Origin of the sequence: Enterococcus sp. DIV1328a (assembly GCF_050536905.1) — a bacterium.
Lineage (GTDB): Bacteria > Bacillota > Bacilli > Lactobacillales > Enterococcaceae > Enterococcus > Enterococcus faecalis.
Window position 1 is genome coordinate 2,275,392 of the sequence record NZ_CP172912.1, and the last position, 24,479, is coordinate 2,299,870.

At 36.6% G+C, this 24,479-nt stretch carries 25 protein-coding genes and 1 tRNA gene; 6 read left to right on the plus strand and 20 right to left on the minus strand.

Translation table 11 applies throughout. The annotated features are described in order from the left end of the window. Positions 1 to 118 precede the first annotated feature (118 nt). Positions 119 to 286: a DUF3042 family protein gene (locus IGL93_RS10870; protein ID WP_002356337.1), complete on the plus strand. Its 168-nt coding sequence runs from the start codon at positions 119 to 121 to the stop codon at positions 284 to 286. 162 nt (positions 287 to 448) lie between these two features. Here the strand turns inward: IGL93_RS10870 and IGL93_RS10875 are convergent, their stop codons facing one another. From IGL93_RS10875 to IGL93_RS10910, 8 genes are all read right to left on the minus strand, one after another. Further along, positions 449 to 2,287 carry an FAD/NAD(P)-binding protein gene (locus tag IGL93_RS10875; protein ID WP_010776068.1) on the minus strand — a complete coding sequence of 613 codons (1,839 nt, stop codon included), beginning with the start codon at positions 2,285 to 2,287 and terminating at the stop codon, positions 449 to 451. Between the two features lie 13 nt (positions 2,288 to 2,300). Further along, a complete protein-coding gene (locus IGL93_RS10880) occupies positions 2,301 to 2,651 on the minus strand; it encodes a DUF488 domain-containing protein (protein WP_002365077.1) in 351 nt (116 codons plus the stop codon). 121 nt (positions 2,652 to 2,772) lie between these two features. Beyond that, the gene (locus IGL93_RS10885) at positions 2,773 to 3,171 is read right to left on the minus strand and encodes a rhodanese-like domain-containing protein (RefSeq protein WP_002356334.1); all 399 of its coding nucleotides are present in this window, start codon (positions 3,169 to 3,171) and stop codon (positions 2,773 to 2,775) included. Positions 3,172 to 3,186: 15 nt separating this feature from the next. Then, positions 3,187 to 4,158 carry an ROK family glucokinase gene (locus tag IGL93_RS10890; protein WP_002356333.1) on the minus strand — a complete coding sequence of 324 codons (972 nt, stop codon included), beginning with the start codon at positions 4,156 to 4,158 and terminating at the stop codon, positions 3,187 to 3,189. Continuing rightward, a complete protein-coding gene (locus IGL93_RS10895; RefSeq protein ID WP_010776069.1) occupies positions 4,159 to 4,377 on the minus strand; it encodes a YqgQ family protein in 219 nt (72 codons plus the stop codon). Positions 4,378 to 4,394: 17 nt separating this feature from the next. Then, entirely contained in the window at positions 4,395 to 5,105 is a 711-nt protein-coding gene (locus IGL93_RS10900) for a rhomboid family intramembrane serine protease (RefSeq protein WP_002362481.1), read from the minus strand. A gap of 10 nt (positions 5,106 to 5,115) precedes the next feature. Further along, on the minus strand, positions 5,116 to 5,658 hold the full coding sequence (locus IGL93_RS10905; protein WP_002384041.1) for a 5-formyltetrahydrofolate cyclo-ligase: 543 nt from the start codon (positions 5,656 to 5,658) through the stop codon (positions 5,116 to 5,118). Positions 5,659 to 5,745: 87 nt separating this feature from the next. Continuing rightward, the gene (locus tag IGL93_RS10910) at positions 5,746 to 6,516 is read right to left on the minus strand and encodes an alpha/beta fold hydrolase (RefSeq protein ID WP_010707173.1); all 771 of its coding nucleotides are present in this window, start codon (positions 6,514 to 6,516) and stop codon (positions 5,746 to 5,748) included. Positions 6,517 to 6,681: 165 nt separating this feature from the next. Between IGL93_RS10910 and IGL93_RS10915 the strand changes: the two genes are divergently transcribed. The 3 genes from IGL93_RS10915 to IGL93_RS10925 all read left to right on the plus strand — a co-directional run bounded on the left by IGL93_RS10915 (position 6,682) and on the right by IGL93_RS10925 (position 9,998). Next, a complete protein-coding gene (locus tag IGL93_RS10915) occupies positions 6,682 to 7,257 on the plus strand; it encodes a DUF805 domain-containing protein (protein ID WP_002356327.1) in 576 nt (191 codons plus the stop codon). A 90-nt stretch (positions 7,258 to 7,347) separates the two neighbouring features. Continuing rightward, positions 7,348 to 8,913, plus strand: coding sequence for a membrane protein (locus tag IGL93_RS10920; RefSeq protein WP_025192704.1), 1,566 nt, complete (start codon positions 7,348 to 7,350; stop codon positions 8,911 to 8,913). Further along, the gene (locus IGL93_RS10925) at positions 8,865 to 9,998 is read left to right on the plus strand and encodes a DUF4950 domain-containing protein (protein ID WP_029644925.1); all 1,134 of its coding nucleotides are present in this window, start codon (positions 8,865 to 8,867) and stop codon (positions 9,996 to 9,998) included. Before IGL93_RS10920 ends, IGL93_RS10925 begins: the two co-directional genes overlap by 49 nt. A gap of 259 nt (positions 9,999 to 10,257) precedes the next feature. Here IGL93_RS10925 and IGL93_RS10930 read toward each other — a convergent pair whose 3' ends face one another. The 12 genes from IGL93_RS10930 to IGL93_RS10985 form a co-directional block, all read right to left on the minus strand. Then, positions 10,258 to 11,322, minus strand: coding sequence for an FUSC family protein (locus IGL93_RS10930; RefSeq protein ID WP_016618027.1), 1,065 nt, complete (start codon positions 11,320 to 11,322; stop codon positions 10,258 to 10,260). Positions 11,323 to 11,577: 255 nt separating this feature from the next. After that, positions 11,578 to 11,829: a hypothetical protein gene (locus IGL93_RS10935; protein WP_033789494.1), complete on the minus strand. Its 252-nt coding sequence runs from the start codon at positions 11,827 to 11,829 to the stop codon at positions 11,578 to 11,580. Between the two features lie 89 nt (positions 11,830 to 11,918). Continuing rightward, positions 11,919 to 12,008: transfer RNA gene (locus IGL93_RS10940), tRNA-Ser, on the minus strand. A 95-nt stretch (positions 12,009 to 12,103) separates the two neighbouring features. Further along, complete coding sequence (gene rpmG / locus IGL93_RS10945) at positions 12,104 to 12,253, minus strand: 50S ribosomal protein L33 (RefSeq protein ID WP_002356321.1); 150 nt, start codon at positions 12,251 to 12,253, stop codon at positions 12,104 to 12,106. Between the two features lie 125 nt (positions 12,254 to 12,378). Further along, positions 12,379 to 14,514: a peptidoglycan D,D-transpeptidase FtsI family protein gene (locus IGL93_RS10950; RefSeq protein ID WP_002359399.1), complete on the minus strand. Its 2,136-nt coding sequence runs from the start codon at positions 14,512 to 14,514 to the stop codon at positions 12,379 to 12,381. A gap of 164 nt (positions 14,515 to 14,678) precedes the next feature. Continuing rightward, positions 14,679 to 16,616, minus strand: a complete 1,938-nt coding sequence (thrS, locus tag IGL93_RS10955) for a threonine--tRNA ligase (RefSeq protein ID WP_002359397.1) — start codon at positions 16,614 to 16,616, stop codon at positions 14,679 to 14,681. 396 nt (positions 16,617 to 17,012) lie between these two features. After that, positions 17,013 to 17,192 carry a 2-hydroxymuconate tautomerase gene (locus tag IGL93_RS10960; RefSeq protein ID WP_002356318.1) on the minus strand — a complete coding sequence of 60 codons (180 nt, stop codon included), beginning with the start codon at positions 17,190 to 17,192 and terminating at the stop codon, positions 17,013 to 17,015. A gap of 118 nt (positions 17,193 to 17,310) precedes the next feature. Further along, complete coding sequence (locus IGL93_RS10965; protein WP_002356314.1) at positions 17,311 to 18,021, minus strand: M15 family metallopeptidase; 711 nt, start codon at positions 18,019 to 18,021, stop codon at positions 17,311 to 17,313. Between the two features lie 97 nt (positions 18,022 to 18,118). Beyond that, complete coding sequence (locus tag IGL93_RS10970) at positions 18,119 to 19,231, minus strand: sensor histidine kinase (RefSeq protein WP_002365141.1); 1,113 nt, start codon at positions 19,229 to 19,231, stop codon at positions 18,119 to 18,121. Next, positions 19,224 to 19,928, minus strand: coding sequence for a VanR-ABDEGLN family response regulator transcription factor (gene vanR / locus IGL93_RS10975; protein ID WP_010776110.1), 705 nt, complete (start codon positions 19,926 to 19,928; stop codon positions 19,224 to 19,226). Before vanR ends, IGL93_RS10970 begins: the two co-directional genes overlap by 8 nt. A gap of 98 nt (positions 19,929 to 20,026) precedes the next feature. Then, on the minus strand, positions 20,027 to 21,472 hold the full coding sequence (locus IGL93_RS10980; RefSeq protein ID WP_010776111.1) for a L,D-transpeptidase family protein: 1,446 nt from the start codon (positions 21,470 to 21,472) through the stop codon (positions 20,027 to 20,029). A 146-nt stretch (positions 21,473 to 21,618) separates the two neighbouring features. After that, positions 21,619 to 22,482, minus strand: a complete 864-nt coding sequence (locus IGL93_RS10985) for an aminoglycoside 6-adenylyltransferase (protein WP_010776112.1) — start codon at positions 22,480 to 22,482, stop codon at positions 21,619 to 21,621. A 121-nt stretch (positions 22,483 to 22,603) separates the two neighbouring features. Here IGL93_RS10985 and IGL93_RS10990 point away from each other — a divergent pair, with 121 nt between their 5' ends. Both IGL93_RS10990 and IGL93_RS10995 read left to right on the plus strand, forming a co-directional pair. Beyond that, positions 22,604 to 23,185, plus strand: a complete 582-nt coding sequence (locus tag IGL93_RS10990) for a YdcF family protein (RefSeq protein ID WP_002359392.1) — start codon at positions 22,604 to 22,606, stop codon at positions 23,183 to 23,185. 157 nt (positions 23,186 to 23,342) lie between these two features. Then, positions 23,343 to 24,287 (plus strand): endo-beta-N-acetylglucosaminidase, encoded by a 945-nt coding sequence (locus IGL93_RS10995; RefSeq protein WP_002382461.1) that lies wholly within the window; start codon positions 23,343 to 23,345, stop codon positions 24,285 to 24,287. Positions 24,288 to 24,479 lie beyond the last annotated feature (192 nt).

Here is a 24,479-nt window from a genome sequence, read left to right on the forward strand (position 1 = left end):
ATTTTAACAAATCTCTAAATTAGTCGTAGAGTTTATGAAAAATCATTGTAACTATTGGATTTTTTTGCTTTTTTCCGTCATAATAGAAACAAATACAATTTGAAAGAAGGAATGAACGATGAAAAAATTTGTATCAGGTATGTTAGTCGGTACTGCTATCACAGTTGCTGCTTTAGCCGGTGTGGCTACAACTATTAAAAAAACAGTCATTGATCCAATTGAAGAAAAAGAAGATATGATTGAAGAAAACCGTAAAAAAGCGATGCGTAAACGTATTGCACGTTAAAAAATAGCTGTGACGTTGAGATAAAAAATCTAACGGCAAGAAATCAACAGGAGCGCTTCTGGCTTGGTTGATTCTCTTAAGCATAACAAGTGGTCATCCATCAAAGCGATGGATGACCACTTGTTATGCTTTCTTTTTTACCAAAGGAGCTGACTATTTTTCTTAACTATTAAAAATAGTGGCAGCAATCCGATCCATATCGCGCATATTCCAAGGATCCACACCCGGACGAGCTGCAGCGGCTGTTAACCAATGAATCCCTTCTGTTGGAATACCACAACTAAAAAGGCCTGTCGCCACCTGTCCATCTTTTGTGATGACTTGATTCGTGGCAGGCACAATCAAGAGTGCACCTGTTTTGACTATTTGACCATCGGCTAATGCCAGTTGATGGAGCGTAGCTAGCTTATCGGCTAACAACTGCCTCGTTAAAGGATTCAAACTTTTTTCATTATTGACTTTAGGAATGCGCGCTTCAATTAAAAAGTGACTATTATACCGATTTTCCGGAAACAAATTAGCATAAGTAATAAATTGACCCGCTTTCATTTCGACACGCATTTCTGGCCCCAGAATCGTGACTAATCCCAGTTCAACTAACGCCTGTAGCTCTTCTGTTCTTTCAACAGAAGGTCCCACTGACAAAAAGGTATTCAACGGGGTAAACCAATGCCACAACCACTTTTGACTCTCGTCATTCGTTAATAACCCCTCATCCAAAACAAAGCGAATCTGATCTCTTAAATCTTTTAAACTGTCTAAAGCAGTGGTCAAAGGACCGCTAAGATTGCCTTTCTCTGCTTCTTGAATATCCCATTTTAAATACTCTAGTAAAAACGAACGAAAACTTTCATGAGTGGTTTTCTTTGTTTCAGGATGTTCTAACGCTTGCCAATCAAACCAATCTTGTTTTTCAAAGTGGGCTAAGCTTTCCGGCGCTCCCTTGGTTTGAATAAACAGCTGTTGAAAGGCCTCTTTAGAAAGATGCGGATATTTTTCTTCGATTAAGCAAGTGTAATACACATATTCCACTTCTTTTTTTAAATACCCAAAAAACTCTGCACCTGTAACCTGTCCTTTTTTACGACATTCAGCTAAATACGTTTCGGTTAAAAAAACAGGCTGATAGGTTTCCCCGTAACCTTTTTGATTAATCCCTCGAGGATGAGAAGGAAAACCGCGACCAGAACCAGCAATAATAATAGGCTCTCTTCCAGAAGGTTCATAACGTAAGCGGTCATTTTGACGAGAAAAAACACCCCCGCGGCCAATCGTCAAGGCAGATAAATAGTCAAAAAATGCCAAACCTAAGCCTTTTAACACAACAGGTTGTTTTGCGGGTATATTGGCAAGTGCCAATAAAGCATCCGCCGCATTTTTAGGAGAAGAATAAAACAAACGATGCTCCTTGGCGTAGTCCGCAAGCTCTTGTTCAACAGTCGTTAATTCATTTTCTTGGTGACCCAAAGCTAAAATTACTTTGTCTGCCGTAAACTCAATGGATTGGGTGTACACATAATAGTTATTCTCTCCTGCCCGCACAGCAGTTACTGGCTCTTTAAAAAACGTCAGCGATGTTTGTTCGTTACACCGCGTGGCTAAATACGTATAAAACCATTTTTGGTACATGCCATAAAAAGCCCTCGAGCAGTGATCATTCGGTCCAAGGCGATGACATTCTTTCAACAACTCAAGATAATTATAGGGTTGTTGCTGTTGAATGTACTGCGCAGCTTCTGCTTGGGTCCATTCATAGAGAGTGGGGCCCTTGACAATTGGTCCTTCGCCACTAAAAGATTCATCTGTAAATAAAGTGACTTGGCTAATCACGGTGTTCATTAATAAATAATTAGGTTGCTCTGCTCGCCAAATTTTCCCACCTGGACCGTATGGATCAAACAACGTGAGCTGAACATTTATTTCCGTTTTACGAGCCCATTCAATGACTCGTTCTGCAGCTGATAAGCCTCTGGGTCCAGCACCTACAATTGCAATTTTCATCCAATCACCTACTCTATTTTTCTAATAATTCTTTTAAGACAACCGCTTGATTATGCACTGTATCTTTCGCCCCATAGACCAGCGTGACTACTGGCTGATTTTTTACAATCGTCTGTAACTGCTTAAACGCTGTGGCAGTTGGCTCATGTTTCAATTCTTCTTGGTATTTTTGTTTAAACTCGGGATATTTATTTACTTCATGATTAAACCATTTCCGTAGCTCTGTACTTGGGGCCACTTCTTTGAGCCATTCATCTAACTTTTCAGATTCCTTGGATTTTCCTCGTGGCCAAATACGGTCAACTAAAACACGGTAGCCATCTTGCTCTGTCGGTGCTTCATATGCTCGCTTGATTTGAATCATCTGCCTTCACCTCTTCTCTTTATTGTAGCTCAAAAAGTGAGGACTGACAAAAAGCAGCATCTCTATTAAACTTTCCTATACAAAAAGAGTTGGTCTCAATGAAGACCAACTCTTTTTGTTATTAACTATTTCTCTTTTTCACTTTCCCAGTCCAGCCATCATAGCCGCCTTTTAAAATATAAATATCAGTATAGCCATTTTTGCGTAATAAATTAGCTGCTCGGATACTTAAAGCTTTCTTCTGATCATAAAGATAAACAGGTTGATCCTTACGAAGAGAACCAATTGTTGTTTTTAACATGCTGTATGGCATGCTGCGCGCCCCTAAAATATGCCCAGCATCAAATGTATCTTTCTCACGAACGTCAATCACTTGTGCTTTACGCATTGTTTCTTTAAATTCTTCTTCCGTCAGCATTTTTGCTGAACGTTTCACCATAATTTTCAAATATAATTCATTGAATACCATCGCTAGTACAATAACTAGCAAAATACCATTGATTACCCATAAAATACTCATTCTAAAAAGCCCTCTCTATTTCTCTTTTGAAAATTGTAATGCTAGTGAAGCGGCACCAATGACGCCGGCCTCATTACCTAGCTCTGCTAATTTGATTTTTGTACTATTTCGAACTTGCGGGAAGGTAAATTCTTGGAAATATTTTTCTACACGACTACGTAAAAATTCTCCTGCTGCAGAAACACCTCCACCGATAACCACGCTATCTGGATTTAACGTGTTACCTAAGTTTCCTGTGGCTAAGCCTAAATAGAAACAAACACGATCCACAACCATTAAAGCAAAATGATCGCCTTTTTCAGCAAATTCAAAAACATCTTTACTCGAAACATCTTGTCCATCATCAATCGCTTGTTTCAGTTCAGAGTCACCTGCAAACTCTTCTGATAAATGACGTGCAACACGAACGACACCAGTGGCGCTAGAAACAGTTTCTAAACAGCCACGTTTCCCACAGGTACAGTCAAAGCCGTTAGGATCAACCGTCACATGCCCAACTTCACCAGCACAGCCAGCAACACCGTGGAGCAATTCTCCCGCTGCAACAATGCCTCCGCCAACACCTGTTCCTAAAGTAATAAAAATCACGTCGGGATTGTTTTCCCCCGCGCCCTTCCAACGCTCACCTAAAGCGGCAACATTGGCATCATTATCTAATGCAAACGGAATTCCTAAAGCAGATTCGATTTGTTCTTTGACAGGCTGTACAGTCGTCCAGTTTAAATTATAGGCACCTACAACAGTTCCTTTTTCAATGTCGACACTTCCTGGTGTTCCCATACCAATTCCCACAAAATCTTCTTTTTTCATATTATAAAGATCTATACGGTGACGAATACTTTCAATAATTGATGGCACAATATGCTTGCCATCTTCTAAAATATTCGTTTCAATACTCCATTTTTGTTGAACAACGCCATCAGTTGTTAAAATAGCAAATTTGATGGTCGTTCCACCTAAATCAATCCCAATAATCTTCTTATCCATTTAGTCGATTCCTTTCTGCTTCCCTCTAGATTCTTCTATTCGATGCTCTCTTTGCAAAATATGCCAGGCCTGTAAATACGTATCTCGGTCTACCAATTGACCTTCATACAATTTTTTTAATTCAATCATCATTAACTCAATATCATAAATCCGTGCACCGACATAAATATACATCCCAAACTGTTTAAAAAGTTGTTGTACATCATATAACGTTTCCATACGAAAACACTTCCTTATTATACAGGTAAACCGTATTTTTTAAAACCCAATAACAGACAAATTACGACAAGAAAAATAAAAATTAACGTGGCCATAATTCGCTCGTGCTTATTAAATGCTTCTTCACGATTTGGAACAGCAAAAGCCGTCGCGACTAATAGTCCACCGATTAGACCGCCAACATGACCCATCATATCTACAGAGCTACTAAACAAGTTAAATAACAAATTAATCACAATAAACATTGAATAGCGTTGCACCATATACATAATCGCTGGATTGTCTCTAAAATGGCGTCCTAAAATAACAAATGCGCCAAACAAACCAAAAAGCGCTGTACTAGCACCCGCTGAGACACTGTTGGGTGTCCCAAAGGCAAAACTGGCGATATTTCCAGCAATCCCACTCAATAAATAAATTCCCAAATAGCGCCAATGCCCATAAATTGCCTCAACCTGTGCGCCGATATAATAAAGAGTAACCATATTCAAAATAATATGCATAAACCCAATGTGAAGAAACATTGGCGTGATAAACCGCCAGTATTCATGATTTTGAGCTACCAGTGGACGAACCATTGCTCCCCAATTAACTAAGTTTAAAATATTTTCTGATCCTCCAGTTAATTCCAATCCAAGGAAAACAATGATTGAAATACCTAAAAGGGCATACGTAATGAACGGCTGATTTTTTAGCCGTTTCAATTTCATTTCTGTTTGATAATTCATTCCATTCCTCCTATTGTATAAATAATTGTTCGATTGGCTGATCAAACGCTTCTGGTTGCCATTGTTCATGGAGTTGTTCACTAAAAACTAAACTACATGAATGGCCCGAAAAATGTTCCAAATAACGATCATAAAAACCACCGCCGAAGCCTATTCGATAGCCAGCCCGATTGAAAACAATCCCTGGCACAATCAATAAATCAATCGCTGTAGCTGTTATTTCTGCCGCTGTTAACGGAGGTTCTTCCACGCCAAATGCACTGGTGTCATAAACCGTCTCTGGAAAGACTTGATAAAAGTGCATTTTGCCTCCTTTAAATGTTCGCGGCACCGCCACTTGCTTGCTCTCTTGCATGGCCCGCTCGAAAATTGGCTGTGTTGATAATTCTAGCGGTAACGACCGAATCATTCCGATTGTTTGTGCTTGTTGCCATTGCTGACTAGCAAACAACTGTTCATAGAGACTTGATTCTTTATGTTGTTTAATTTCTGGATGTTGTTTTAGCCATTCTAGGGCAGTTAAGCCCACTTTTCTCAACTTGTTTTTCTCCATGTACACCTTCAACCCCTTTTCTGTTAAGTTTATAGAAAGTGTTCTTAAAAAACAAGCTGATTCCCCTTTTCTCTTTGAAAAATCCCGTTATTTTTCTAACGTTTTTGACGCTTCTTTAAAAAAGTCAGCAACCAAATCCATTGTTTCTCCTTTCACTAAATGCCGCTCACCGATTTCCGTTATAAATTGCGTATTTCTCGCATACGTTTTCCCAGACACTAATTGTTCAAAATCAGCCATGTCTTCATAGGGAATTTTTTCATCTTCCGTTCCATGCCAAAACAGCATCGGTCGTTCTTGTAGTCTTTCTGGCGTTTGTGATAAATCGTATTGATGTACCCAACTTAGCAACAGTGGCAAGTCTTTAGGTACAAAAATAGCAAATTCTTTCGCCCGTTGAATCACTCGCTGAATATAGCGCGCCGGATAGGGTGTTCCCATTAAGCAAGCAGCAGCTTGAATCTCAGGATGTTGGGTCATAAGAGCGCTAGTAGTAATACCGCCCATGGATACACCACCTACGCCAATCCAATTTTCTTTAATCAACCCTAATTTATGAAAATGATGGATAATTACTGGAAATTCAATTAAATTATATTGAATGCTACTCCAAAATGTAATCGAAGGAATCGTGGAAATAGGTCCTGTTTTTCTTTCTCCATGGTTCATGGCATCTGGTAAAATGACCCGAAACCCCTCGTGTGCTAATTTTCTTGCTTGTGTTAAAGATAATTCTTTAGCTGATTGCCAACCATGATAGTAAACAATTAAAGGTAATGCTTCGTTTTTTTGCTCTTCTGTTGTCACTTCTAATGCTGGAATTTTTGCTATGTAGCGATGTCTAATACTGATTTTCATTCATGATTCCTCCATTATAAAATATCTTCTCTTATTTTACCGTTTTTTGATAAAACCTGCTCTTTATATGATTTATCAAAAAAATCACAAAATATGCGAATTCGCATTTTCCTATTTTATTACTTTCCGTTATAATCATTTTATTAAATACAAAGGGGTGTTTTTATGGTTAAAATTGAGGAAAAAGGCAAAGTAACATTTGGACAAGCTTTTAAAGATTATTTTCGTGGATATGTTGATTTTAAAGGTCGGACCACACGTGCTGGTTATTGGTGGATGACATTGGTATTAAGCATTTTAGCACTTATTTTTTATATTGCCATTGTCGGCAAAGCCGTGTCAGCAATTTTAGCAGCTGAATATTTTGAAACCTATGATTTTGGGAACTTATTACCGTTGATGCTTTTTGCACTTGTTTTATGGTTAGCTTTATTATTACCAACGTGGGCAATGTGTGTCCGTCGGTATCGTGATGCTGGGATGACAGGTTGGGGCGTGCTTGTTTTATATCTACTTTCTATTGCCTGTAGCTATACACAAGTTTTCTCTGTTATGTCAACACTGAAATATGATGTTCAAACAGATACTGTGATAACAGGTGGCAGTCCCGTCTTCTTATTTTTCACTCTTGTGATTAGTCTGTTTTTCTTCTTACTAACAGTCTTACCGACAGATAAACTAACAACAACTAGCCAAAATAGCGTCTTACGCTTCTTCTTCCGTTACAAAGAAGTGAAGTAAGGAAAAGTTTTAAGCCTTTCTTTTAAAAGAAGGGCTTTTTTCTTATTTTAAAATCTTTATGATAAAATAAGAACTAGTCTAGCTAAAAAAATGGAAGGAGAAAATATGGCTACTTTTAAACGGATTCTGAATCTAGAAAATTATATTTTTACTTTTTTTATTTTATTTGTCTTTTACGGCGCAATTAACTCTCCCTATTCGCTGGTAAAAATTCTTTGGGAAAAGCCTAAGCACTTGCTTGTTTTACTTCCTCTATTAATTATTCTATTGTTGATTATTTATAAAAACAAAAAATTTCTTTACACTAAGATTCAAGCGCTCTGGCACTTAATAAAAGCCTATGATCGTGTGGTTATTATTGGTAGTTTGATCAGTTTATTTTTACTACAACTTTTACTCCTGAGGCAGATTACTGTGCCGATTGGCTGGGATGTTTTTGACAACTTTCATAGTATTACCACTGAAAATAAGGATTATTCAAAAATCGTACTTTCTTTAAACCCCAATAACGAATTTTTCTTTTTCATGATGTATTACCTGAATAAATTTTTGCGTTTCATTGATGTAACAGAGAGCTGGAGCAATACTTGGTTTAGTTGGCAAGTGGTTAATTGCTTGTTTATTAATAGCAGTTTATTTCTCTTTTATCATGCCTCTAAACGTGTCTTTAATCCATTAACCGCCTTCGTTGCTTACAGTTTATTTTTTCTTTCTTTCGGATTGTCTCCATGGTTACTCACGCCTTATACAGATACGGCCGTCTTATTGTTCATCAACCTAGTCTTTTTTGCATATAGCCTTTTTGACCAAGTTTCCCATCCCTTCGTAAAATATTGTTTATTACTGTTTATTGGAATTGGCTTAGCTTGGTGTTTTTTAATGAAACCTTCGTCTATTATCTTTTTTATTGCATTTAGTTGTATCAAAGTGCTGCAACTTCTTTTAGTAAATCGGAACAAACAGTCTATCGTAAAATTAACCGTGGTTGCTCTCTTTTTACTGACTGGTTTCGCCAGCGCATATTATAGTTTTCAATTTTTTGTGGAAAAACAAACGATTACGGAAATCGATAAAGAACAAGCCAAACCTTGGACACTTTTTGTAATGATGGGTTTGACTGGAACTGGCGGTTACAATGATGCAGATACACAAGCAGTAAATCAGTTGCCTACACAAAAAGCCAAAAAAGCTTATACCATAAAAATGATTCAAGACCGTTTAAAAAATAAAGGATTCTTCGGTTATCTCCGTTTTCTGGCTCAAAAAAATCGTCATAATACTGCCAATGGTGATTTTGACTGGGGTTGGGATGGCGGTGATTTAATCCCAGAAACACCTTCTAAAAATCGTTGGCAAGAACACTTGCGGTCACTGTATTATCCGCAAAATCCCAAAAGTAACTATCTACGAATTTATATGCATTTTTTCTATTTACTCACATTACTAGGTCTATTGTTCAGTATCCCTCTAAAAGATTCAAAAAATAACTACGCGATTTTGAAATTAGCTTTCATTGGAGCTATTCTGTATTTATTGCTCTTTGAAGGCGGCCGCTCTCGCTATCTAATCCAGTTTATGCCGTTTTGGTACTTGTTATCAGCGAGTGGTTGGCTGGGGTTGAGAGAGATTCGAAGATACAAAAAAACAGTAAAATAGAAAAGAGGATTGAGTTAAAAATGAAAAAAAGTTTACTGGGGTTGATTGTTTTTTTATCCTTACTGACCCTTACTTCTTGCAGAAATAAAGTGACCACAAAAGAGCTAATGGCAAACGAGTGGGCCGTAAACTCCAACGTTGATGAAGTAGTAATGATTGTATCATTCAGCGAAGATACCGCTACTTTCAAAATCAATACAGATGAACACACATCAACTGCAAAAAATGATTTGGAAAAAGCAGGCGAAGAATTAGGTAAACAAATTGCAAATAAAATAGAATACAAAGTCAAATACCATCTAAAAAACAATCAAATTCGTTGGAAAAATGAAGGAAAAGAAGTAGCTTACAAGATAAAAAAAGAAAAGCAAAATCTACTTTTCACTCCTACTAAGACAAACAATTCTGATAACCAAACAAAACTAGTTTTGAAACCTTACACAAAGAAAAGTATTGATTCTTCCACTCAAAAAGATAAAACGGAAGAAACCAGCTCTAATTATCAAAACGTCTCATCTGAAACAAACCAATCTACCTCTTCATCTACTACTAAAGAACCGCTACCACAAGTTAGCTTAGCTGATTTTATAGGCGGTTGGGGTATTCCTCAAAGTGATAACTTATTTTTTATAAATGCTGACGGAACACTCACTAGCATAACTCAATCGAATGTTCCTCTTCAAAATGTAAGTTTTTCTGTGGATGAGAATGGTAATCAAATAATGACGTTTCTTTTGAATAATACGCCCCGAACAGTAACGAAAAATAATGATGGTACTTTAACTGTTAATGGACAAATATACACTTATCTAGGTAATATTACGTTGGAACAATTAATTGAAAGAAATAATCAAACTCAACAAGTTTTTGAACAATCTGAACAGCAACCACCACAAAACTCTGATTCTCGTGAACAAATACAAAATTCTAAATCAGACCAACCTATATACGATACGGTACGAAGTGGTGAAGGTGGGCGACAGTTAGCCGAAAGAAATGGTTTAACCTTAGAAGAATTATTAGCATTAAATCCAGGCATTGAAACTTCTGTTTTTTATCCTGGTCAGTCATTACGAATTAAATAGAAATTTAGGTATACTAATAGATAATAGTCTATGAAAGTAGAACTGGACCATCTACCATTTACTTTGGGATACCAGTTGATGGCAATAGGTTTGACGAAGTGGAACTAGACCTTGTACCGACTGGCTCAGCAAAAATTGCGACATTTGATATAGCAGTTGGGCATTGATTAACAGCATGCATATAATTTGATAATATGGAATATAAACAAAAATGTCTAAGGAGCCTAACATTCTTTCAAGAAAGAATGTTAGGCTCCTTTTATTCAGACAATTTCAGCCACTCTTTGCGATTGCAATAGGACATAGTTTTTACAAAGACAAAATGATAAAGCAAACCGTAAGCTAGCCCCAACATATTTAACAAAATTCTTAAGTAAAGACTTGTTTCTAGCCCAAATATCATAGAAGCTGCCATGATAGCACCAACACAATTAAAAATCGTTTTACTTTTATAAGATGTGCATAAGCCTAAACAAAGTCCTCCTAAAATACCAAGTAGGTTCGTTGGTATATAAAATAACAAGATAGCCGATACTAGAGAACCAATAACGACCCCTATTATTCGTTCTTTGGCTCGTTCAGACAATTTAAACGTATCATACCCAGAAAATAATGACGAACTAGCAAATGTTGCCCACATAAAGCGGTCAATCTGAAGGTGCGTTCCTATAAAAAGTAATAAGCTAATGCCTAAAGCGTAATAACCAAACCAAATATTTCTTTGATTAAAAAAACCATTTTCTTTAACCATCTGTATAAAAGTAATCTCCTGATCCAACTTTTTATGTTTCACATGATAAACAAAAGCTAAAAGTAGATAAGCAAACACTAATACAAAGAAAGTTTGTTCTAATTGCTGAAACGATTGATAGTGAACCGTGCCAACTAAATATAAGTAGGAGAACGTATACAAGCCAGGATTACCCATTTTAGGGTTTTTACCAGTTAAGAAAAACAATGCCAGCAAGCAGATAAAATGAAGACCCCATTGTAAAAATGATACAGAAATCAGTGAAATTAGTGGACTAACACCTAGAATTGTTAACACGATTCCTAAACTAAGCAAGGCCTGTTTTTCCCTGTAGCCATATGAGACGAAACGGATACTCAACAGCAAACAAAATAATACAATTGAAAAAGGCGCTACAGCTTTTCCAAAGAAAAAAGTAATCGTCGACACCCATAAAATCGCAAACGAAACTAATAAGATATCCCTTATTAACAAGGCGCGCCAAAAATATCTCCGCTGTTTTTTAGTGTCCGCTTGATGAATTTTTTGTTTTAAAATAAATGGATCTAACTGCAATAATTGATAAAAAGTCACCTAAAATCATCTCCTAAAAATCGACTCTTCTCAATTCATTATTCCAACTTTTCCTTCTATGAAATTATAAGAAAAGTAGTTGTGACGAACATTTTACTACAACTTTTTTTCTGAATCAATACATGCTTTATTTCTTAATTCAATACCTCTCCCGATACGATTTGCTTACTTCATAAAAAATAAGCCTAGAAAAAATCAAAACGATTAATTCTAGACTCAAAATTAAATAACTGTTGAACAAAAGCTAGCGCTTTTTTACATAAACTTTTCCAACAGATCCATTTCTTTTTCTAATTCTTTTTCATCATACTTGTCATACTTACCAGCTTCGTGTGCAATTTTTTTAATCTCATGAATGGCTTTTTTTTCAACAATCCATTTCTTCATACTATGTTTTTTTGTATCCTCATCTAGCGAGTCCAACTCTTCTAAACTTGCATCCAATTTGTTCAAAACGTCGGAAATTTTTGCTAATGCTTGCGCTTCTTTTTCTTCATAGTTTGACATAATAGACACCTCTTCTTAAGTATTTTTCTACTTTAAGTGTACGTCTCTGTCGTTTTATTTGCAACTAATAACTCAACTGCTTCTCGGTACGGAGGATAAGGGATTCGAACCCTTGCACGATGTTACTCGCCTAACGGTTTTCGAGACCGTCCCCTTCAGCCAAACTTGGGTAATCCTCCCTCTACATTCCATCTACAAATGAACATGTAATGAATCAATAGATAAAAAGCCTAGACCCTTACACAACAAGGATTCTAGGCTCTGTCTAACTAAATTATTTAGTTTCACGGTGTAAAGTAACTTTTCTTTCACGTGGGCAATATTTTTGTTTTTCTAAACGATCAGGATTGTTACGTTTATTTTTATTTGTTAAGTAGTTACGTTCTTTACAAGAAGTACACTCTAAAGTGATGTTTACGCGCATGTTTTCCCCTCCTACTAATAATTGATCTTTCCAAGAGATTTCTTAGACTTGAATATCATACCATTTTTTTTGTCATTTGACTACCCTTTTGGGCAAATTTGTAAAGTAGTTCTACTTTACAAATTTTATTTTTTGTACATTTCCATATACGCTTCTAAAACTTCTTTGGCAATCGTTTGATTTGGTTTGGAAGATTCATCATTTAAGTGTGGTAAAACAACGCTAATTGCAATTTCAGGATTTTCGTACGGCGCATAAGCCACCAAGTTACTATTAACCGTTGTATGGTTTACTCCATTAGCATCTGTTGCTTGCGTTTCGGCGGTCCCTGTTTTAGCAGCAATCGAAAACTTGTCTGATTTTAAACCACGTGCAGTTGTAAAAGGACTAGTTCCATTTACCACATTATAGAAACCTTGTTGAAGAATTCCTATCTGGTCTTCAGAAATATTCACCTTATTCAAAACTTTTGGTTCAATTTCTTTTAAAATTTTTCCTAAAGCTCCATTTTCATCATTGCCATAGATTCCTTCTACCACATGGGGTTGCACGCGGATACCATTATTTGCGACAGTGGAAACGTACTGTGCTAATTGTAACGCGCTATAGGTATCATATTGTCCAAAAGATAGGTCAAGAAGATTACCGCCTTGTGGCGCAGAAGACGAATCCTTAAAGTCCTTGTTTTGAATTCCTGTTGTTTCTCCTGGTATATCAATTCCAGTTTTCGTTCCCATACCATATTCTGCAAAAGCTTTTCTTAATTCTTTAAAGACAGTGTCATCTCCTACTTCATAAGGGAAAATCATATTGGGATAATAATTCACACCCATCATTTTAAAGACTAATTTCATCATATAGGCATTCGAAGAATATTCTAACGCTTGCTCCGCAGTTAATTGCATGGTTGTTCCGCCAGAAGCATTCCACCAAGAAGCTTTTGGATTACTACCTGCTAGTAAAATAGCTTCATCTGTTAAAACGTCATTGCCTTTAATGACGCCTGTTTCATAACCAGCTGTTAAAGTACCTGCTTTCACAACTGATCCAGGAACTTCAGAATTCAAAATAGGTGCTAAAGGATTAGGTGTGACTTCCCCAGTTGCTAAATCATGATGAAATCCGGACATCGCTAAAATAGCACCTGTTTGAGGGTTCATAGCAACGACATATGCATTTTCTGAGTATGGTCCAATGGTTTTGACTATTTGTGAATAGTTTCGTTGTAAAATTTCATCAACTTTGTTTTGGAAATTTGAATCAATCGTTAATTTTAAGTTGGAACCTTTTTCCCCTTTGGAAATTGGGGTTTGTGAAACAATCTTTCCGTTATTGTCTAAAACGACTTCTGATTTTGCTTTTTTACCTTGTAGAACGTCTTCATATTGTTTTTCTAAATAGCTAGTCCCAACACGGTCATTTCGTGCATAACCTTTTTTCAAATATTCATCGACTTCTTCGGCTGGCAATCCTTGTTTTTCAGTTGAAACGGTGCCCAACAGGCTACGTAATGCACCACTTTGAGAATAATCACGCGTCCAATCAGTCCCTGTTGAAACACCAGATATTTCCGCTGTGTGTTCACCAATTGTCGCAATTTCACCTTCTGTTACCCCTTCATTCTTGATGAAGACCGTGTTCATTTGTGACGCGGCATTCATTCGTTTAAAAATCGTCACTGCTTGTAAGGTTCGGTCATCAAACGCAATTTCTTCAGGGGTGACTTTTTCAACGGCTTTGGCATATAATGTGCCTTCGTCCGTAATTTTGTTGCCTTTTTCATCTTCTTTATCTTGATCGGTTAAACGGGCTTGGGCTGCTTTTAAATTTTCAGGATTCGCTAACCAATAATCTTTTTTATCACGGTCCGTTAAGTTTGGATCAACTGGAACGTTAATAAGTTCGTTGACTTTATTCGCAATCGGTAAAATATCTTTTCCTTCAATGTTTTTTCCTCGTGTGTAAGTGATTGCTAAATTGGCTTTGTTAGAAACCAAGACTTTTCCTTGTGAATCATAAATTTGTCCTCGAGGGGATGGTGTCGTGATTTGTAGTGAAGAATTGGCAGTGATTTTTTTGTTAAACTCTTCTCCTTCTACAATCTGTAAATACCCTAAACGGACAATTAATGAAACAAATAAAGTGAATATCACAAAAAATAATAAGTTCAATCGAAAAGGAATATGTGGCTTTCTACCTCGTTGACTCTTTGCTGCGGCATCTGTTTTTTTTATTTTATCTATAAATGAGTTTTTCTTCATACCTCTAGTCCCTTCACTAAAAAGTTTCGCATTCTCATTGTAACAAAAATTAGTCAAAAAATCAGGATTATTCCTAGCTCTAAGGAAATATTTAATTATTTTGTTGTTGAAAAAAGTCAAAAGGACTTCTGAATTCAGAAGTCCTTTTGACTTTTTCTCTTTTTTTAACGGCTGTAATTGTGAACTTCAGCAGCCATGCTGTCAATGAAAATTGATAAATCTTCGACAGAAGTTTCTTTGCTTCCATAACGACGGACGTTCACCGTTGCATCTTCCATTTCTTTGTCCCCGACCACTAATTGATAAGGTACTTTTTGTGTTTGAGAGGCCCGAATTTTGTAGCCCATTTTTTCGTTACGATCATCGACTTCAACACGTAAGCCTTGTGCTTGTAAACGTTCTTTGATTTCATAAGCATACTCAGAATGCGCTTCTACAGAAACTGGGATAATAGTTGCTTGAATTGGTGCTAACCAAGTAGGGAAAGCGCCTTTGTAAACTTCTGTTAAGTAAGCCACAAATCGTTCCATTGTTGAGACGATACCACGGTGGATAACAACTGGGCGATGTGTATTTTCACCATCTTCGCCAACATAAGTTAAGTCAAAACGTTCTGGTAATAAGAAGTCTAATTGGATGGTTGATAATGTTTCTTCCATTCCTAAAGCTGTTTTTACTTGAACATCTAACTTCGGACCGTAAAAGGCAGCTTCACCTTCTGCTTCAAAGTAATCTAATTCTAATTCATCCATGGCAGCTTTTAACATCGCTTGCGCTTTTTCCCACATCGCATCATCATCAAAATATTTGTCTGTATTATTTGGATCACGATAGCTTAAGCGGAAACGATAATCCGTAATGTTAAAGTCAGCATAGACTGCCACCATTAACTCCAAAGTACGTTTAAATTCGTCTTTAATTTGGTCAGGACGAACAAAAGTATGGCCATCGTTTAAAGTCATTTCACGAACACGTTGTAACCCTGATAATGCGCCAGATTTTTCATAGCGGTGCATCATCCCTAATTCAGCGATTCGAATTGGTAATTCGCGGTAACTATGAATGTCATTTTTATAAACCATCATATGGTGTGGACAGTTCATTGGACGTAATACCAGCATTTCGCCATCGCCCATATCCATTGGTGGGAACATATCTTCATGGTAATGATCCCAGTGACCAGATGTTTTGTATAATTCCACATCTGCCATAATTGGTGTATACACATGTTGGTAACCTAAGCTAATTTCTTTGTCCACAATATAACGTTCAATTGTACGACGAATGGTTGCGCCTTTTGGTAACCAGAAAGGTAACCCTGAACCAACTTCTTGTGAAACCATAAATAAATCTAATTCTTTTCCTAATTTACGGTGGTCACGTTCTTTGGCTTCCTCGCGCATTTTGATAAATTCTTTTAAATCTTTTTTATCGAAAAAGGCAGTGCCGTAAATCCGTTGCATCATATGATTGTCAGAGTTTCCGCGCCAATAAGCACCAGCTACTGAAAGTAATTTAAAGACTTGAATCCGTCCTGTTGAAGGGACGTGAACACCACGACATAAATCAACAAAATCGCCTTGATCATAGACAGTGATGATTTCATCTTCTGGTAAATCTGTAATTAATTCAACTTTGTAAGGATCATCAGCAAATAATTCTAACGCTTCTGCACGTGAGATTTCTTTACGAACGATTGGGTTATTTTCCTTCACAATTTTCATCATTTCGGCTTCAATTGCAGGTAAATCTTCCGCTGTCACAGGGGATTCCCCATTATCTGTATCATAGTAGAACCCAGAATCAATCGCAGGACCTACGCCAAATTTAATGTTAGGGAAAAGACGACGTAAGGCATTAGCCATTAAATGAGCTGACGAATGACGTAAAATTCCTAAAGCATCTTCATGATCAGGCGTCACGATTTCAAGCGAACCATCTTCTACGATAGGACGATCTAAATCGATTAAAACACCATTGAATTTACCAGCTAAAGCTTTTTTGGCTAAACTGTTGCTAATACTTTTAGCAACATCAAATGTTGTAACCCCAGAATCAAACGGTTTGACAGCGCCATCTGGAAAAGTAATGTGAATAGACATAATAAAATTCTCTCCTTTTAATTTTTTTGATTTGAAGCGTTTCATTGTGTTCCTGTTTTTCACAATGAAACGAAACAGCCACCTGTTCCCCTTGTTAAAAAACAAAAAGTCCTAGTATTCTAACGAATACTAGGACGAAAATATCGTGGTTCCACCTAATTTTGAACACAAATAATCTGTGTTCCTCTAGCGTGTTAACGGTGCGACCGCCTTTGTTTCAACAAAGGTTTCGAAAGTGGTCATCCCTTGTGCCAATCTGGAAAATTTTCAGCCAAGATTTTCCTCTCTAATAGATCGCGGGCAAGTTCAGTTGTCTTTCTCATCAATCATTTATGCACTTATTTAACCACTTATTTTCAGAAAAAGCAAGTGATTCAACAGAAATTCTCTGAAAACTTATTTTTTCCATTCGCCGCCTTGTGCATAGCGGTCTTTTTTCAATTCATTGACAATCACATGGATATTCTCTTTTGGTGCACCAGCGTTTTTTGACACAGCTTCTGTAATATCTTTGACCATATTAGTTAACTGTTCTTCTGTGCGGCCTTCAATTAATTCTACATGTACAAATGGCATCTTCGTTCCCCCAATTTAAATTGCTTGTTCTGTTTGTATCATAGAGCGGGTTATGACGCTTGTCAATAAAAAATAGCCTATGTTCAGTAAAAGCTAAGATAGCTTTATTGATAAACAATTAATTATTATTTTCTGCTAAGTATTCTTCTAACGTTAGACTCGCTTTTTGAATCTCTAGTGCTGCTTTTTTACCCACATATCGATAATGCCAAGGTTCATAACTAACACCCGTAATTTCCACTTTGTCTGAAGGATAACGAAGAATAAATCCATATTTATAGGCGTTCTTTGCCAACCAAGCGTAGACTTCTTCGTCAGTAGATCGCTTACTTTGCGCATTTATATCCACTGCTAAACCTACTTCATGTTCACTAGTTCTCGGCACTGCTACCCAACTTTCAGCTGTTTCAATCGCTTCTTGTTCGCTGAATCCTTGATCTTGAAAAGCCTGTACTTTTTCTGCCATAATTTCTTTTTGCTCTTCATTTGTTCGATAACTAGAAGTGACTTCAAGATAGAAGCCTTGTCTTTTGGCATCTTTAAACATCCTGTTCAAAGCTGGATAAATTCGTTTATCCACTGCCTGTTTGTTAGGTAATTTTTTTAATTGGATTTGATAATCTTCAGGAATCTGATGCGTTTGATTTACTAATAATAATTTCCATGATTGATCGCCTTCTTCAGGAGAACTCATTTTTTCCTCTTCCTCTAAACTGAGGGCTTGCTCATTTCCTATTGAAACTATTTTTTTCTCAGCAACTTGTTTAACAGCCATGCCCACAATAAAAAGGCCTAAAATAGCGACACCAATTGTAACTTTAAATTTCATTTTTATTTCTCTCCTCTTTACTTACTTAACAAAATTAGTATAGCAAGCTAGTAAAAAGGAGCCTTCTTTTTTTTCGCAAGAATTTCTAACGATTTTCTTACAAAATCGATAAAGAAATCATAAAGGTAGTTTTTTCATTTTCGCTTTCAGCTGAAAGCACCCCGCCATGCAGCTCCACAATTTTTTTAGCAACCGCTAAACCTAGTCCTGCGCCTCCTCGGTTTGTTTGACGGGCAGTATCTAATCGGAAAAATTGTTCAAAAATTCGGGCTAATTTTTCTGGTGGAACAGTAGGACCATGATTTGTAAAATAAATATTTACTCGTTGATTTTCATTATCAACTTTAGTGGAAAGAGAGATGGTTGTTCCTGCATAGCTGTAGTTAATGGCATTTTGAACTAAGTTATCAAAAACTCTTTGCATTTTATCGACATCAAGATGAATAGACAAAGCCTCAGTAAAATCTGTTTCAATAGTTAACTGTTTTTGTTTCAACATAGGTAAAAATTCATAACTTACTTGATTTAACATACGATCCAAGCGAACACTCGTCGGTTCTAATTCAATATTCGAGAGATTAAATCGAGCTATTTCAAAAAATTCATTAATCAACTCTTCTAAATGCTCTGCTTTTTCTAATGAAATAGCTAAATATTTTTCTCGTAATTGCGTCGAAATTTCCAGTTCATCATGAAGAAGTGTTAAATAACCAATGACTGATGTTAAAGGCGTTTTTAAATCATGTGCTAAATAAACAATCAAATCATTCTTTCTTTGCTCAGCTTCCTTCGCTTGTTGCTGGCGTAAGTTAACTTCTTGACGGATTTGATTCAACTCTTTGTCAAACTCCATTAAATTTGCTGACAAGGCTATCGGTTCTTCGGAATTCTGATAGAGTTTCCCTGTTGCCTCCAATACTTCTGTTAATTGATTGATGCTTTGCAACCATATCCGAAAAAGAATGATTACTGAACCACCTAGAATTACTAAGCTAATTAAATAAACGTAGTTCTCCTCAATTCCTTTGGCTAAAAGGTAGAGTGGATCTTCCATGCCCCATCTACGTAATCCAAACAAAAAATTACTAAAAAAATACAAGACTGCTGATAACGCCAATATTCCCAAACTAAAAAACAAAAACTTTGTTAGTAGTTGTTTAATCATTCGTTCTTTAAATTGCTGTTTTCCTGTTTTTTTCTTTTCAGTCAATTTTATACCCCACTCCCCAAACAGTTTTAATAAACTTTGGCTTCCTTGGTGGTTCTTTTAATTTTTCCCTTAAACGGCCAATATGTGCCATCACGGTATTTCCATTGTTTTCCAAATATTTTTCACCCCAGATTTCTTCAAACAATATCTCTGCTGGGACTACTTCTCCCTGACGTTCTGCTAAATACCAAAGAATTGAAAATTCTAATGGCGTTAAAAATATATCCTCCCCGTATAGTTTACTTGTATGATGTATTTTATTTATCACCAAACCATGAATATCTATTTCTGTTCCTTCTGTTTCTTGTTGTAGACTCGCCTGTGAATTATATTTACGAAAACGTCTTAGTTGTGTTTTAATACGTGCGACTACTTCCAATGGATTAAATGGCTTTGTAATATAATCATCAGCGCCTAAAGTTAGCCCAGTAATTTTATCAATGTCCTCAATTTTAGCGGTTAAAAGAATAATAGGGAAAAAATATTTTTCCCGTGCTTTTTTAACCATTTGAAAGCCATCAATATCTGGTAACATTACATCAAGTACCGCTAAATCGAACTGATTATTTGCCATTGATTCCAGAGCAGGTTTCCCTTGATAAAATTTTTCTACTTCATAACCGTCACTCGTTAAATATACTTCCAGCAAATCAGCTATTTCTTGTTCATCATCTACTAATAAAATTCTTTCTGCCATGGTTTTGCTCCTTGCTTGTCCATTTATAAATTATCTATTCAACTAAAACAGCACCAAAAAGACTGCTCATTTGCCCTTTTGGTGCTGTAAATAATCATTTATACTTCTTCGCCGTAATCTACAGGTTTATCAAATTCACCTGGTGCATCATCATAGATATGTCCGTAAATAATTACCGGCATTCCGTCATAGGATACGTCAAAGATTTTTGAAACTTCTGTTCCTGGCGTATTGATACAGCCATTACTACCAGCATCGGTTTTAAAGGCTTCTTTATCGCCATACTTATCCAATTTATGGTCGGAGTCATGAATCCCAATTTGTGTGACAACGCCCCCTTGACTTAATAACGGCATCCAATATTTTACTGGCACACTGTATCGAGAACCATCGAGCATTTGACCTTCTAAATTCACATCGGTTGTCCGATATAAAATTGTATGGAATCCTGGTACTGTTGCGGTTCCTTTGTTATATCTGCCAGTAATGACATCTGTGGTGACTATTTTTTTGCCATCAATGAAACAATACATTTTTTGATCTTTTAAATCAATTTCAATGTAATTATTGGCAATTTTACTATTTTCTTTGGTATCGCCAACCAACGGAGCAGTGATTGCATTCGTTTGTTCTTGGCTATTCAGCGCGTTTACTAGTAGTTCTTTCGTTTTGGCCCCATCAATCGACCAGCCATAACTTCCGTTGTTTTTAAAACGACGTGTCGTGCCGTGAACATCTGTAAATAAAACTGGTTGATTAGCAGAACCATATGTTGTTTCTAATTGTGTCACCCAAGTAGTTAGTTTTTCTTTGTTGATTGTGCCATCATCATTCAGCACGTTTTGAATTTGTGTTTTATCAAAGGCTACTTTTTCACCATTAATATCAACTGTAATTGTTTTATTTAACTTGTTATTGAGCGTTGTCAATGTTGCCTTTAACGTTTGATCCTCTTTTGTAATTTCAGGGGCTTTATAAAAATCTTTGGCATTGTATTGATAGTTGCCTTTTCCCGCTTCAACATCCGCAATAATCTGCTGATTTAAGCGCTGTGTGTCCACTACTGTGCCTTGTTCTTCGGGAACAATTTCAAAAGTGCCATTGCCTCGACGGATACTCGCATTTTTGCTTGGTTTCCCCTCTGGAAAACTCAAAGTTGCTAATTTGGCTTCTAGTTCTTTTTTGAATGCCTCGTTTAACGGTAGCTTCACCTTGCTACTGTGTAAATGGTCTTTTAAAAATTTTTGATCCAATTGGTATTTTTTAGGAAGTTGAATTTTTTCTTCTTTTGTCCCCGTTTGAACCACAACTTCTTCGGTTTGATTAACTTGCGCTAATTTTTCTTCCGCTGCATTTACATTTAACCAGCCTACAGAAACTCCATTTACTTTTGTGGTTGGTAAAAAGTGACTTTGAAAATAAACATAGCTGCCCCCAGCAACCAGAGCTAGTCCAACCAAAGAAGTAATAATTACTTTCTTTTTATTATTTTTTCCTGATTTTTGACGACGTGTATTACGCATTTGCATTTCTTCTTTTTTCATTTGTTCATCCTTTATATCAATAATTTTAGGTTTATTTCTTAGAGACTAGGCAACAAACAACTGCGGTGATCTACAATCAAAAAAACTTCCCTTTCTCTCGCAGATTAATTTTTTCAATTATACACTATTTTTACGTTGTTTTCAGCTTATTTTCCTTGTAAATCCTTTAATCTTAAAGAATTTGTATACTCTGTGACTTTTTTTGCTTCTTGTAAATGATACGTAAACTGGGCCATTTTAGCAAAATCCTGAGCGACGACATCAAAAAAGGCTTGTGTCTTTATTAAGCTGTTCCAACAAGCTTCTTTACTAGAAAAATCCAGCAACGATGCTAATTGATCCATCGTGTCAGGAGTGACATAATTTTTCAGATACTTAAATTGTTTCCCAACAGAAATTGGCTCCGGTTCCTGCCAAGCCGCTTGCCAAGAAAGCAAGCGCAACAGTTCCTGCTGACAATATTCATAGAGATGTGTGACAGCGTAAAATAGTTCATTCCGACAAAGCCCCTTAACTACATACGTACTAACCCACCAAAATTCATTGCAACAATCGTTAAACTGCTGCTGATTCGGAACTGTTACTGTATAATTTTTATCAGATGCTACAGGTAAAGGTGGCAAATTTTCATCTTTGTCTAACAAGATAATTGCTAAAGAATCGCCTTCATGCCAATTGTCTTTTTCTGCGAGAGGACACAACGTTAAATCGATACGTTGACCATCTTCAAATAACATTAAAAATGTTTCCCGCGTCTTCGGTTCTGTGGGAAATAAGGTCATTTCCTTGGGACGTTGCATAATTAATGGTTGACCAAATTTTGCTGTCCACGTTGCTGTTTCAAAAAACTCAGCACATGGTTCTACAATATAAACAATGTCGAAATCTTGAAAACTATCTTTTGGCGCTTTCACATTCGTACGAGAACCCACCATTCCCACGGCTCGAATGTGTTCTTCTTGTTTTGCTACATCCATAATAAGTTGAAACATTTCTTCTTCTGTACGCATTCACTCGCTCCCTCTCTTCAAAAGTTTCTATTAAAACATAGATTTTTTTATAAGTCTTTTGTTTTCTATCGCTTTTTCTATGGTACTTCGTATACACTAACATTACAAGGAGGGATGTTTCATGCATTGGTTAAAAATAACAAGTTTATCCATTGTCAGTTTTGGCTTTTGTATTCTTTTGATTTTAGGTCTACTTATTTTTACTGGCAAAAATACGCAACCCACCGATAAACCAGATGCTATTTTAATTTTAGGGGCCCGTGTTTTAGGGACGTCTAAAGAAACCGCACTGCCCAGCCGTGTTTTGCAAGCTCGGTTAGATGTGGCTATCCCCTATATTAAACAACACCCCGAGACACCCGTTATTGTTAGCGGAGGGCAAGGAGCAGATGAGCCGGCTACGGAAGCTGCGGTTATGAAACAATACTTGCTAAATAAAGGTGTTCCAGAAAAACAGATTCTCTTAGAAAATCGTGCCACACGCACCAAAGAAAATATTGTCAATTCACAAAAACTCCTTTCTTTTAAACGGCTAGTGATTGTTACTAGTGACTTTCACATGTACCGCTCGCAACTTTTAGCCAAGCGAGCAGGCATCTCAAATGTTTCAGGCATCACTGCGGCTTCTTCTTTTCCAAAAGATATCAAAAATTTTGGTCGAGAGCTGCTTTCTTTAGGCTATGCCTTACTCTTTGATTGGTAAAAGAGCGTCCTTCGCAAGACCATTTTGCGAAGGACGCTTTTATATTCTGTGGATTTGCTCACTTTTGTTCTCTTCTTCTTGTGTTTAAATTATAAAAATGATAACATATCTTTGTTAGCGCTTACAAATAATATTTATTTTATAGGAGGAGAAAGTTATGGGGCATCAATTGAGCACTCATTTTTTTAACAAGAAAACAGGGATTATTTCAACTTTTTTAAGTTTGATACTTTTAGTCGGTGGTTTACTGTTTGCACTACCTGCATTTGAAGTACAAGCAGCATCAACTGTTACACCTAAAACAGTCATGTATGTAGAAGTAAACAACCACGATTTTAACAATGTGGGAAAATATACTTTAGCTGGAACCAATCAACCTGCTTTTGATATGGGGATTATTTTTGCAGCCAATATTAATTATGATACGGTCAATAAAAAACCTTACTTATATCTAAATGAACGGGTCCAACAAACTTTAAACGAAGCTGAAACACAAATTCGTCCAGTTCAAGCACGCGGCACTAAAGTCCTATTGTCTATTTTAGGCAACCATGAAGGCGCTGGCTTTGCTAACTTCCCAACTTACGAAAGTGCGGATGCCTTTGCAGCTCAATTAGAACAAGTCGTTAATACGTATCATTTAGATGGTATTGATTTTGATGATGAGTATGCTGAATACGGAAAAAATGGGACGCCTCAACCAAATAATTCTTCGTTCATTTGGTTACTTCAAGCCTTAAGAAATCGCTTAGGCAATGATAAATTAATTACTTTTTATAATATTGGACCAGCGGCTGCGAACTCTTCAGCTAATCCTCAAATGAGTTCTTTAATTGATTATGCTTGGAACCCTTATTATAGTACCTGGAATCCGCCACAAATTGCGGGGATGCCTGCTTCTCGTTTAGGTGCTTCTGCCGTTGAAGTTGGTGTCAATCAAAATCTAGCTGCGCAATATGCTAAACGTACGAAAGCGGAGCAATATGGTATTTATCTAATGTATAACCTCCCAGGAAAAGATTCATCTGCGTATATCTCGGCGGCGACACAAGAACTTTATGGTCGAAAAACGAACTATTCACCAACTGTTCCAACACCTTAATTATTATCTCGTGTCTACAAGCGCCAACATGTAAAGAGTTAAAAGCCAGCTTACTACAAGCTGGCTTTTTGGTATCTTGAGTGAATCGTTTTACACAAAAAAAGACCCGCCCTTTGGGTAAGGACGGGAAAGGAGTTAAAAATGAAAAAGTGTTTTGTGTTGTTAAGGTTGTTTGTTGATATGCTTATATCT

Bases quoted from the DNA above. Each gene is read 5' to 3' on its own strand.
- vanR (WP_010776110.1), bottom strand. From the start codon at position 19,928: ATGGCAGAAAGAATTTTATTAGTAGATGATGAACAAGAAATAGCTGAT.
- IGL93_RS10905 (WP_002384041.1), bottom strand. From the start codon at position 5,658: ATGGAGAAAAACAAGTTGAGAAAAGTGGGCTTAACTGCCCTAGAATGG.
- IGL93_RS10890 (WP_002356333.1), bottom strand. From the start codon at position 4,158: ATGGATAAGAAGATTATTGGGATTGATTTAGGTGGAACGACCATCAAA.
- IGL93_RS10910 (WP_010707173.1), bottom strand. From the start codon at position 6,516: ATGAAAATCAGTATTAGACATCGCTACATAGCAAAAATTCCAGCATTA.
- IGL93_RS10880 (WP_002365077.1), bottom strand. From the start codon at position 2,651: ATGATTCAAATCAAGCGAGCATATGAAGCACCGACAGAGCAAGATGGC.
- IGL93_RS10895 (WP_010776069.1), bottom strand. From the start codon at position 4,377: ATGGAAACGTTATATGATGTACAACAACTTTTTAAACAGTTTGGGATG.
- IGL93_RS10870 (WP_002356337.1), top strand. From the start codon at position 119: ATGAAAAAATTTGTATCAGGTATGTTAGTCGGTACTGCTATCACAGTT.
- IGL93_RS10990 (WP_002359392.1), top strand. From the start codon at position 22,604: ATGCATTGGTTAAAAATAACAAGTTTATCCATTGTCAGTTTTGGCTTT.
- IGL93_RS10915 (WP_002356327.1), top strand. From the start codon at position 6,682: ATGGTTAAAATTGAGGAAAAAGGCAAAGTAACATTTGGACAAGCTTTT.
- IGL93_RS10985 (WP_010776112.1), bottom strand. From the start codon at position 22,482: ATGCGTACAGAAGAAGAAATGTTTCAACTTATTATGGATGTAGCAAAA.
- rpmG (WP_002356321.1), bottom strand. From the start codon at position 12,253: ATGCGCGTAAACATCACTTTAGAGTGTACTTCTTGTAAAGAACGTAAC.
- IGL93_RS10885 (WP_002356334.1), bottom strand. From the start codon at position 3,171: ATGAGTATTTTATGGGTAATCAATGGTATTTTGCTAGTTATTGTACTA.
- IGL93_RS10900 (WP_002362481.1), bottom strand. From the start codon at position 5,105: ATGAATTATCAAACAGAAATGAAATTGAAACGGCTAAAAAATCAGCCG.
- IGL93_RS10965 (WP_002356314.1), bottom strand. From the start codon at position 18,021: ATGAAATTTAAAGTTACAATTGGTGTCGCTATTTTAGGCCTTTTTATT.
- IGL93_RS10920 (WP_025192704.1), top strand. From the start codon at position 7,348: ATGGAAGGAGAAAATATGGCTACTTTTAAACGGATTCTGAATCTAGAA.
- IGL93_RS10980 (WP_010776111.1), bottom strand. From the start codon at position 21,472: ATGAAAAAAGAAGAAATGCAAATGCGTAATACACGTCGTCAAAAATCA.
- IGL93_RS10875 (WP_010776068.1), bottom strand. From the start codon at position 2,287: ATGAAAATTGCAATTGTAGGTGCTGGACCCAGAGGCTTATCAGCTGCA.
- IGL93_RS10950 (WP_002359399.1), bottom strand. From the start codon at position 14,514: ATGAAGAAAAACTCATTTATAGATAAAATAAAAAAAACAGATGCCGCA.
- IGL93_RS10935 (WP_033789494.1), bottom strand. From the start codon at position 11,829: ATGTCAAACTATGAAGAAAAAGAAGCGCAAGCATTAGCAAAAATTTCC.
- IGL93_RS10995 (WP_002382461.1), top strand. From the start codon at position 23,343: ATGGGGCATCAATTGAGCACTCATTTTTTTAACAAGAAAACAGGGATT.
- thrS (WP_002359397.1), bottom strand. From the start codon at position 16,616: ATGTCTATTCACATTACTTTTCCAGATGGCGCTGTCAAACCGTTTGAT.
- IGL93_RS10960 (WP_002356318.1), bottom strand. From the start codon at position 17,192: ATGCCATTTGTACATGTAGAATTAATTGAAGGCCGCACAGAAGAACAG.